This window comes from Nocardioides sp., from assembly GCF_030655615.1.
GTDB lineage: Bacteria > Actinomycetota > Actinomycetes > Propionibacteriales > Nocardioidaceae > Nocardioides.
The window spans coordinates 21,690-31,157 of sequence record NZ_JAURVJ010000131.1; the positions used below are offsets into that span (position 1 = coordinate 21,690).

General features: G+C 73.2%; 9 protein-coding genes. All 9 read right to left on the reverse strand.

Going from position 1 to position 9,468, the window contains the following annotated elements:
• Positions 1-2 precede the first annotated feature (2 nt).
• Positions 3-1,031: a glutamate ABC transporter substrate-binding protein gene (locus tag Q7T52_RS11145; RefSeq protein WP_304802440.1), complete on the reverse strand. Its 1,029-nt coding sequence runs from the start codon at positions 1,029-1,031 to the stop codon at positions 3-5.
• Positions 1,028-2,329 (reverse strand): hypothetical protein, encoded by a 1,302-nt coding sequence (locus Q7T52_RS11150; RefSeq protein WP_304802442.1) that lies wholly within the window; start codon positions 2,327-2,329, stop codon positions 1,028-1,030. Before Q7T52_RS11150 ends, Q7T52_RS11145 begins: the two co-directional genes overlap by 4 nt.
• Positions 2,326-3,936: an AAA family ATPase gene (locus Q7T52_RS11155; RefSeq protein WP_304802444.1), complete on the reverse strand. Its 1,611-nt coding sequence runs from the start codon at positions 3,934-3,936 to the stop codon at positions 2,326-2,328. The genes Q7T52_RS11150 and Q7T52_RS11155 overlap by 4 nt, the downstream gene beginning before the upstream one ends.
• A 46-nt stretch (positions 3,937-3,982) precedes the next feature.
• Positions 3,983-4,501, reverse strand: a complete 519-nt coding sequence (locus Q7T52_RS11160; protein WP_304802446.1) for a hypothetical protein — start codon at positions 4,499-4,501, stop codon at positions 3,983-3,985.
• 6 nt (positions 4,502-4,507) lie between these two features.
• Complete coding sequence (locus Q7T52_RS11165; protein ID WP_304802448.1) at positions 4,508-5,761, reverse strand: toxic anion resistance protein; 1,254 nt, start codon at positions 5,759-5,761, stop codon at positions 4,508-4,510.
• A 13-nt stretch (positions 5,762-5,774) separates the two neighbouring features.
• Positions 5,775-6,239, reverse strand: a complete 465-nt coding sequence (locus Q7T52_RS11170; protein WP_304802449.1) for a hypothetical protein — start codon at positions 6,237-6,239, stop codon at positions 5,775-5,777.
• A gap of 4 nt (positions 6,240-6,243) precedes the next feature.
• Positions 6,244-6,516 carry a hypothetical protein gene (locus Q7T52_RS11175; RefSeq protein ID WP_304802451.1) on the reverse strand — a complete coding sequence of 91 codons (273 nt, stop codon included), beginning with the start codon at positions 6,514-6,516 and terminating at the stop codon, positions 6,244-6,246.
• A 64-nt stretch (positions 6,517-6,580) separates the two neighbouring features.
• Positions 6,581-8,200: a hypothetical protein gene (locus Q7T52_RS11180; RefSeq protein WP_304802453.1), complete on the reverse strand. Its 1,620-nt coding sequence runs from the start codon at positions 8,198-8,200 to the stop codon at positions 6,581-6,583.
• Positions 8,201-8,215: 15 nt separating this feature from the next.
• Positions 8,216-9,468: hypothetical protein (locus Q7T52_RS11185; RefSeq protein ID WP_304802455.1), on the reverse strand; the 1,253-nt coding region annotated here is incomplete at its 5' end.

The window sequence follows — 9,468 nt, forward strand, 5'->3', positions numbered from 1 at the left end:
GCTCATCGGCCGTAGCGGGGCGGCGGCTGCTTGCCCTCGACCTGGAGCTCGGGCTCGAGCCACCGGTCGTAGGACGCCTTCCAGCGGCCGTCGCGTCGCATGTCCTCGAGGACCCGGTTGATGAGCTGCACCAGGCCGACGTTGTCCTGGTTGACCCCGATGCCGTAGGGCTCCTTGGTGAGGAAGTCGGTCTTGAGCACGGTGGCGTAGGGGTCCTGGGCGGCGAGCCCGGCCAGCACGGTGTCGTCGGTGCTGACCCCGTCGGCGTCGCCGTTCTGGAAGAGCACCATGCAGGCGGAGTTGTCGGTCGAGGTCACCGGGATGGCCTCCGGGGCCAGGACCTGGATGTTCTCGATGCTGGTGGTGCCGGCCGGGGCGCAGATCCGCTTGCCCGCGAGGTCGGCGATCGTGCTGATGCCCGAGTCGACGCCGACGAGGACCTTCTGGCCGGCGTTGTAGTAGATCTCCGAGAACGCGATCTGCTGCCAGCGCGAGCAGTTGACGGTCATGTTGCGCGCGACGATGTCGATCGTGCCGTCCTGCAGCAGCGGGATCCGCTGGGCCGCGGTGATGACCTTGAGGTCGACCCGGTTGCGGGCGTCGAGCGCCTCGCGGCCCTCCTCGGGGAAGATCGCGTCGGCGATGGCGTAGACCATGTCGATGTCGAAGCCCTGGATCTGGTTCTCGGCCTGGTTGCGCGCGCCGAGGAGCAGGGTGTCGGCGGCGACACCGGCGACGAGCTTGCCGCGCTCGCGGATGGCGACCACCTCATCGTTGTCGGTCTCGTCGGCGTCCGGCTCGTAGGAGCGGACCTCGGTGCCGTCGTTGTCGCACGGCTCGAGGGTGTTGGGCGCGGCCGGGGCCGGCGACGCGGGCTGGGCCTCGGGGACGGTGGTGTCGTCGTAGCCACCGCACCCGGCGAGCAGCACGATCGCCGCAGCGGCGACGGCGAGGCGCCTCCCCCGGGATCCCCGCGGCGTTCGACGGCGGAGCGGAGCGGGGGAGACGAGGAACGTCGTGGGGTGGGTCACGAGTACTCCTTGCGTCGCTGGTCGATGCCTCGGGTGGCGGCCCCAGCGGCGATCAACCCACCGAGCAGCGTGATGATGGCGAGGGCGACCGAGATGGCGCCCCCCTCGCGGAAGCCGTCGGAGGCCTCGTCACCGGACTCGTCGACGACGGCGCTGGCGCTGGCGTCGACGGCATCGAGGGCGGCGGTCACGGTGCCGTCGCCGGTGGCGGTCGCGTCGGCGACGGCGGCGTCCCACAGCCCCTGGTCGTCCTTGTCGCGGAGCTGGGCGTGCAGGTCGAGGTAGTCGCTCCACAGCGCTGCCGTGTCGGCGGAGGCCTTGTCGACGACGATCTCGGACTGCTTCTGGAACTGCGGCTCCCAGACCGTCGAGCCGGAGCCGCGGTTGACGAGCCCGAGGCTCTCGAAGGCCTTGGCGTTGTTGGCCGCCGTACGGGCCGAGGCCTCGTCGATGGCAGTGCGGTAGGCGCCGTCGCGGGTGGCGTCGTCGTCGTTGTTCTTGAGGACGGCGTGGCCGACGGCCACGAGCGTGAGCACCGCGATGATCACCTCCGCAGTGACGACACCGACGTTGAGGCGGCGCCGGAACCGCCGCGCGACCTGGCTGTTGACCCAGAACAGGGTGAGGAGCGCTAGCACACCAATCCCGAGGAGCCAGAACGGGTGCTGGCCGTGCATCTCGTCCTCGGCGCGCTCGGAGTTGGTGTCGACCAGCGCGGTGACGATGGGCAGCGCCTCGGCGCGCAGCGAGGTGCCGGCGTTGTTGAGGTAGGCGATGCCGATGGGCAGCTGCTGGCGGTTGTAGTCGCGGGCCTGGGAGACGGTCGTGGTGTAGGCCGACACGGCGGCGTTGAGGTCGGCGAGCACCGCGCGGTCGGCGGGCTGGGCGTCGGCGGCGTCGGTGATGAGGCGCAGCGTGTCGTCGATGGCGGCGTCGTACTCGGCGCGCGCGGCGGCGGGCTCGAGGCCGTCGGAGAGGTAGGAGCTGGTGGCGACGGCGTCGGCGCGGAGCAGGAGCGACTGGATCTGCTGGACCCGGACGACCTGCTCGGTGTTGTCGGCGGCACGGCCGGCGGCCTGCCACGACAGCACCTGGATGACGGCGGCCAGGATCCCGAAGACGACGCAGGTGGTGACGGCGACGGCCTGCAGCCGGTTGAGGAGGCGGGGGACGTTCTCGGAGAACGGGCTCGCCGCCGGCGCGACACCGGCCCGGTGGGAGGGCTGGGCGGTCGCCGGCACGGCCGGCTGCGCCGACGGGGCCGGCTGCGGCGCCGGGGCCGAGGCGGTCTGGCTCACGGTGACTCCTTGTCTTGGCCCAGGTCTTGGCCCAGGTCTTGGCCCAGCGGGGCTTCCCCGAAGTCGACCGGCTCAACCTCCGGGGCGCCGACTGGTGGGACGAGCTCGTCGAGCGACGGCTCGGTGCCACCGTCGATCGAGGCGTCGGCCGGGACGTCGGCGGGGGCGTCGGCGGGGGGCTCGGGGTCGGGCTCGGGCAGGTCGAGGTCGTCGAGCTCGAGGGTGCGCAGCTGCTCGAGCGTCGGCTTCTCGGTGTCGCGCAGGCGCCAGGCCTGGCGGCCGATCGCGGCCTCGAGCAGGTTGCGGACGTAGCGCGCGTTGCCGAAGGTCGGTCCGCGCTCGACGCCCGCGAGGATCGAGCGCAGCCGGTCGAGCGCGGGCTCGCCGACGTCGTACTCGGCGGCACCGGCCATCACGCCGAAGATCCTGACCAGCTCGTCGTCGGTGTAGTCGACGAAGTCGATGTGGGTGCGGAAGCGACTCTCGAGGCCGGGGTTCTGGGCGATGAAGACCTGCATCGGGAGCGGGTAGCCGGCGACGATGACGACGAGGTCGCCGCGGTGGTCCTCCATCTCCTTGACGAGGGTGTCGATCGCCTCGGTGCCGTACTGGTCGCCGGACAGCGAGTAGGCCTCGTCGATGAAGAGCACGCCGCCAAGCGCCGACTTGACCACCTCGGCGGTCTTGGCGGCGGTCTGGCCGAGGTAGCCGGCGACCAGCTCGGAGCGGTCGACCTCGACGAGCTGTCCCTGGGTCAGCAGCCCGAGTGCGGCATAGATGCCGGAGACGAGCCGGGCCACCGTGGTCTTGCCGGTGCCGGGGTTGCCGTTGAAGACCATGTGGCGGGTGATGTCGGGGGTCTTGAGCCCTGCCTCGGTGCGCAGCCCCTCGACCCGGAGCACCGCCGCCTGGCGGTGGATCTCGGCCTTGACGTCGGCCAGCCCGACGAGGTCGTCGAGCTCGGCGAGGAGCTCCTCGAGGGACTTCTGGGGCGGCTCGGGCTGAGCGTGTCCGGTCTCCTCGACCGGCTCGGCGGGCTCCGCGGGGGGCGGCTGCACGGCGACGGGATCGACGGAGGTCGAGGAGGGCGCGCTGGCGCCTGTCACGAGACCACCCAGGTCGACCGGACCGAGGCCCGCGATCTTGCGCTGCACGACGGACAGCTGCTCGAGCAGCGACCCGGTGACGTCGTCACCGAGGGTGGGCGCGGCCGTACGCGGCGCAGGCTCGGCGAGCTGGGCGGCGGCCGCGGTGGCGGCGTTGCCGGTGGCGCGCGGGTCAGGGGTGCCAAGGGACGCGGCGGCGAGCGCGACGTCACCCAGCGCGGCGGCGTACGACGGCGCGGAGGGTGAGCCGCCCGAGGCCAGCAGGCTCATGGTCGCCGTCTGGGCCGCGCGGTAGCGACGCCCACGGGACGCGGCGTCGAAGTAGGGCTCAGCCGAGGTCGCGCGGCCGGTCTCGGCGCACCAGTCGACGAAGGCGCCCTTGTTGGGCTCGGCGACCGTGGCGGCCAGGGCCTCGCCCTCGCGGCGCGCGGTGGCCGGGTCGACCCCGGCCTCGGTCGCGACCTTCTCCAGGGTCTTCAGCGCGGCGGCGAGCGTCGTCATGGTCTCCTCCTCCACGCTGACCCGTCGTGGATTGCTGACGGGTCGGTCATGTGGGGCTCCCGAGCTGGAGGTCCGGACCACCGTCGGAGGTGTGACCGAACTTGGCGTCGAGGAACATCCCGTGGGCGATCAGGGCCTGGGCGTCGGCGCGGTTGGCGGCGTCGAGGATCTTGTCCATCGTCGCCGCGAGCAGCTCGAGCTGCTCGACCAGGACCATGAGCGACGTCTTGTAGCCGTCGATCGGCCGGGTGTCGGCCCACTCGCGCGGCAGCCGCAGGTAGGCGCCGACCGCCTCGGGGAGGTAGGTCGTCGCGGTGGCCACCACCGAGTAGCCCTCCATCGACCCGAGCCCCAGGTTGCGGATGCGCGGCAGGGTGTCGTTGATCGTGCGCGCGATCCGCACGACCCGCGAGGTGATGACCGGTGGCGCGTTGCCCTCGGTGAGCATCGCGTTGACCCGGTTGAGCGAGGCCAGCACGTCCTGCTCGGTCGGGGGCTGCGGCGACGGCGTGACGGCCTCGTCGTCGCCCTCTCGCCGGCTGCGCCACCAGTCCCTCAGTCCCACGCCCGGTCAGTTCAGGGGCTGGTTGGAGAGATCGAGGGTGCCCTGGGCGTTGCGGGCGTCGTGCTTCTGGACGCGCTCGAGGTAGGAGCGCGACTTCTCGACCTCGGTCTCGAGGACGCCGATCGTGGCCGACATGTTGTCGAGGGCCTTGAGCTTGAACTCGTCGATGGAGTCCATGGTCGCGTAGATGTTGGCGAAGGCTGCCTGCAGCTGCTCGATGCCGATCGTCGAGTTGGCGGCCTGCTCCTGGATCGCCGCGCTGTTCTCCTTGAGCATCTCGGAGGTCCGCTGGATCATCCCCGACGTCGTGGTGTTGAGCGCGGTGATCTGGTCGAGCACGAGCTTCTGGTTGCCCAGCGCCTGGGCGACGATGACCGCCGTGCGGAGCGCCGAGACCGTTGTCGTCGAGGCGCGGTCGACGCCCTTGATGAGCTCGATGTTGTTCTTGATGATGATGTCGATCGCGAGGTAGCTCTGGATCGACACCGCCAGCTGGGTCAGCAGGTCCTGGTGCTTCTGGCGGACGTAGAACAGCACGTCCTGGCTGAGCGCCTTGGCCGCGTCGGGGTCGCTCAGCTCGAGCTCGGCGATCTTGGCCGACAGCTTGGCGTCGAGCCGCTCGGCGACGTAGACGTACTGGTTGAGCCGGCCCATCACCGCCCACAGGTTGGTCTTCTCGAGGTTGAGGGCGACGTTGTCGCGCTGCAGCTCGTCCTGGCCGTTGCGCAGGCTGTGGAGGATGCCGTTGAGCTGCGTCTGGGCCGACTGGTACTTGCGGAAGTAGTCGGTGATCTTGTCGCCGAACGGCAGGATGTCGAGCCAGCGCTTGGCGCCGGTGGCCTGGCTGGGGTCGAGGTCCTCGACCGTACGACGCAGCTCGAGCAGGGTCTTGCCGACCGCGCTCCCCTGGGCGATGCCGCCCTCGCGGAGCGCGTTGACCGGCCGCTCGAGCATGTGGTTGGACGTCTCGGCGGCCTTGCGGATGTCGGCGTCGCCCATGGTGCGGACGTTCTCGGCCTGGGCGGCGAACTCGGGGCTGCCGGCCTGGGTGGAGGTGAGGGCGTTCATGAACCCGTCGACCTTGGCGTCGAGCTCGGGCATCGCCGCCGCGGCGACGGGGGGCGCCATCTTGGGCGCGGCCGTCTCGGCGATCTGCAGGACGGGCTCGGGCGCCGTCAGCGTGATGACGGGGTCGGGCGGGGCGAGGGGCTGGACGGCGGCCTCGCCGGCGGCGGGCTGCTCGGGGGTGCCTGCGGTCATGGCGCGCAGTCTGTCACCTACGGCGTCCGGCGTCTCGTGTCGTCGCCGTCGCGCTGTCGGAGTGGCGGTCGAGGGGTGCGTCCCAGGCGACACCGCGTCGCGTGCGCCGGTAGCGCCACACGTCCTGGGCCAGGAAGCCGGCCGCGAGCACGATCGTGAAGAGACCGAGGGGCTCGAACCGGTCGCGGACGACGGAGACGACGAGCAGCGCCAGCCGGACCGCGAGGTAGGCCGACCACGCGAGCGCGAACCGGAGCCAGAACCGCGGCTCGTTGCGATCGGCCCGCGACCCGATCGACCACGTCAGCAGCCCGAAGAACACCGCCGTGTGCACCCAGGCGACCTGGCGGGACAGCTCTCCGGAGACGAGATCGCCCACCTGGGCGAGGACGACCAGGAACCACATGACCCCGGCGAGCTGGGCGCGCTTGCGGCTGAACCACTCCCGGATCGGGTCGCGGTCGGAGGCGGACGTCACCCGGTCAGGAGTAGCGGTGGCTCTTGGCCGCGTGGCCCTGCTCGCGGGTGCAGGTGCGACCACTCATGTTGCGGTGGCCGCACACGGCGTCGGTGGCGGGCTCGCCGCCGGCCGCCTCGGTCGTGGGCTTGGTCGCCCCGGCCTCGGGGGCCACCGGCGGCTTGGCCGGGGTGGCCTTGCTGGTGGGTCCGGTGGGGGCGGGGGCCCGGCCGGACGCGGCCCGGGCTCGGGCGTACTTGGCCTCGCGCATGGCCCGCAGCTCGTCTGTCTTGCTCATCGTGACTTCACGTGGACGACCTTACGGGCAGCCACCGACAGTCCTCGACAGGCTCGGCGGACGACTACCTCAGGACGACCACCGCAAGCGCCGTGCGCCCCGACGCCGTGGGCTGCCGGGTGGAGGTGGCGACGAACCCGCACTGCTGCGTGCGCAGCGGAGCGGTGCGCCTGGCCCGCACCGTCAGGGTCAGGCGGGTGACGGCGCCCGGGGCCAGGACCGGGCTGCGCCAGGTGCCGGCGCGGACGGCGGCGCTGACGTCGCGGCGCCCCTGCCTCACCGTCAGCCGGACCCCGGTCGCGGTCCGGCAGCCGCGCAGCTGCAGCCGCTCGGCGGCCTCGCCGCCGTTGACGACGCGCAGGGTCGTAGTGGCCGTCCGGGCCCGGCGCACGACGAGACGCGGTTGGGCCAGCCGGGCGGCGGGCCGCTGCACCGCGAGCAGGGCAGCGAAGCCGTCCTCGCCGTCGGACGCGGCGCCGAACAGTGCACCCTCGACGGAGCCGCCGACCGCGATGCCCGAGGTGCCGCGGGCCACGCCACGGGCCTGGACGTCGCCTCCGGTGGCGGCGGGGAGGGGCGTCGTCCACCGCCGGGTGCCGGTGGCGGTCCAGCCCTGCACGAAGCCGTCGCCCTCGGCCGAGCCCGCGACGACCGGGCCCTGCGCCGTGGCGGCGACGGCGACGGCGCGCCCGTCGCCGGTGCCGGTGGCCCTGCGCCAGAGGGCGGTCCCGGTGTCGGTGCGGATCGCGCCGACGAGCCCGGCCTCGACGCCGGGCGCGCCCCGCTGGTAGCCGGCGTAGAAGACCCGGGCACCGGAGACGGCGACGTCGTCGACGGTGTCGCCAGCGGCGTCGTGGGTCTGGAACCCCCAGACCCTGGTGGAGGCGCCCGTCGGCGAGAGGTCGTAGCGTTCGATCCAGCCGTCGGTCTGGCCCGTGCTCGGCCCGGCGGGCGTCGCGATGTCCCCGAGGGTCGATCCCGAGACGACGAAGCCGCCGGGCACCTCGGCGAGGTCGCCTGCGTACTCCTCGACCCCGGTGTAGCCGGCGAGCCGGAAGCTCTCCCCCGACCCGTCGGCCAGGGCGAAGGACTGGACGAAGACCTCGCGCTGGTTGTCGGTGCCGCTCACCTCGGTGTCCGCATCGCCGGCCACGAGCACGTGGCCGGCGGTGACGAGGACGTCGCTGGCGTAGTAGGGGTCGTCGTTGGTCCCGAGCTGGACGGTCCACCGCAGGGCGCCGGTGGGGCCGTAGAGCCGCACGAAGGTGTCGGTCTCGGCGGTGTTGCCGCTGCCGGCGAGGTTGCCGTCGGTCCAGCCGGCGACGACGACGCCCCACGGACCGGCGTCGACGGCGTACGCCGTGTCGGGGGCCGCCGTGCCGAGCTGGTCGGTCCGGACGACCCGGCCGGCCGCGTCGAGGACCCGGACGAAGGCGTCGACGCCGCCGGCCGACGTGCCCTCGACGGTGCCGTCGGTCGAGCCGACGACGAAGGTCTGGGCACCGTAGGTGTCGACCGCCTGGACCGTGTCGACACCGCCGACGACACCGCCGTCGACGTGGCGACCCCACGACGTGAAGGGCTCGCCCGGCTCGTCGGCGGCGTGGGCTGCCGGGGTGGGCGGGACGGCGAGGACACCGGCGGCCATGACGAGCGTCGCGAGGGCGGGGACGAGGCGGTTCATCGGGACTCCTGGGGCTCAGCGCCGGACGGCGAACGAGATCGTGCCGGGCCCGCCCGTGCCGAGGGCGTTTCGGGCGTCGACCCGGGCGGTGCACCGGCCCCGGCGGAACGAGCCCAGCGCGACGGTGGCCGAGCGCGCGGACCGGGGCAGCTTCCGGGTCGCCTTGGTCGCCCCTCCGCAGACGACCTTGACCGTGTAGCCGAGGACGGGCGTGTCGGGGTCGGTCCGGGCCGGCTTCCAGGTGATCGTGCGCCGGGCGGCCCCGGCCGCCCCCGCGACGCGGACCGTGCGCGGCTTGCCGGGCGCGGCGTAGGGACCGAGCGGCCGGTGCACCGAGACGCCGGCGGCCCACGCTCCCGCGTCGGGGTCGTAGCGGTTGGTGACGAGGGCCCCGGAGGGGGCGACCTCGAGCCCGGAGGAGGTGCCGAGGCCGCTACGGGCCCCGCGCAGCACCGCCTGGGGAGCTGCGTTGCCCGTCGCCGAGGCCGCGAAGACGAGCACGCGCGGGTTGCGCGTCGCGAAGGTGACGTCGTCGACGGCGTACTGCTCGGCGGAGACGACCAGGACCCGGCCGCGGGCGTCCAGGCCGACCCCGGTGGTGACCCGGCCGTCGGCGCCGAGCCCCGTGCGGCTCCCCTGGACGAAGCGCTGCGGGGCGGTCGTGGGCACCTCGGTGCTGTCGGCCCCGGGCCCGAACACCGCGACCCAGCTGCTCCCGCTGAGCACGAGGCGCCCCGCCCGGTCGGAGTCGATCGCGACCGGGAGGTCGATCCGGGTCGGGCCGGCGGTGCCCGGGGCCAGGGCGCGGACCTGGGTGGTGTCGCCCGAGTGCAGGGCGAAGACCTTGACGTCGCTGGCGCCGTAGTCGGCGATCGCGACCTGCGCGCCGACCCCGGTCAGGTCGATCGGCCACTCGACGCCCAGGTCGTCCTGGCTGTAGGTGCCGTCCGGCGTCGACGCACCGGGCCGGAACACGGTGACCGAGCTGCTGGCCGGCTCCTCGTTGCGGACGCTCAGGACGTAGACCCAGCCGTCACCGTCGACCGCGACCCTCGACGTGGCCTCGGCGTTCGGTGGTGACACGGGCACCGAGCGGACCGGGGCCGCGTTGCCACGGGCCGACGCGGCGAAGACGCGCACCGCCGTCGGGGTCAGGACGTAGATCCGTCCCGCCGCGTCGGTCTCGACGTCGCGCGCCGAGCCGAGCCCGGTCTTGGCGCCCGCGAGCGCCACCGGTGCGCGGTTGACGCTGACGGTCGGCTGCGCCG

Bases quoted from the DNA above. Each gene is read 5' to 3' on its own strand.
- Q7T52_RS11155 (WP_304802444.1), bottom strand. From the start codon at position 3,936: ATGACGACGCTCGCCGCCGCGCTGAAGACCCTGGAGAAGGTCGCGACC.
- Q7T52_RS11175 (WP_304802451.1), bottom strand. From the start codon at position 6,516: ATGAGCAAGACAGACGAGCTGCGGGCCATGCGCGAGGCCAAGTACGCC.
- Q7T52_RS11180 (WP_304802453.1), bottom strand. From the start codon at position 8,200: ATGAACCGCCTCGTCCCCGCCCTCGCGACGCTCGTCATGGCCGCCGGT.
- Q7T52_RS11165 (WP_304802448.1), bottom strand. From the start codon at position 5,761: ATGACCGCAGGCACCCCCGAGCAGCCCGCCGCCGGCGAGGCCGCCGTC.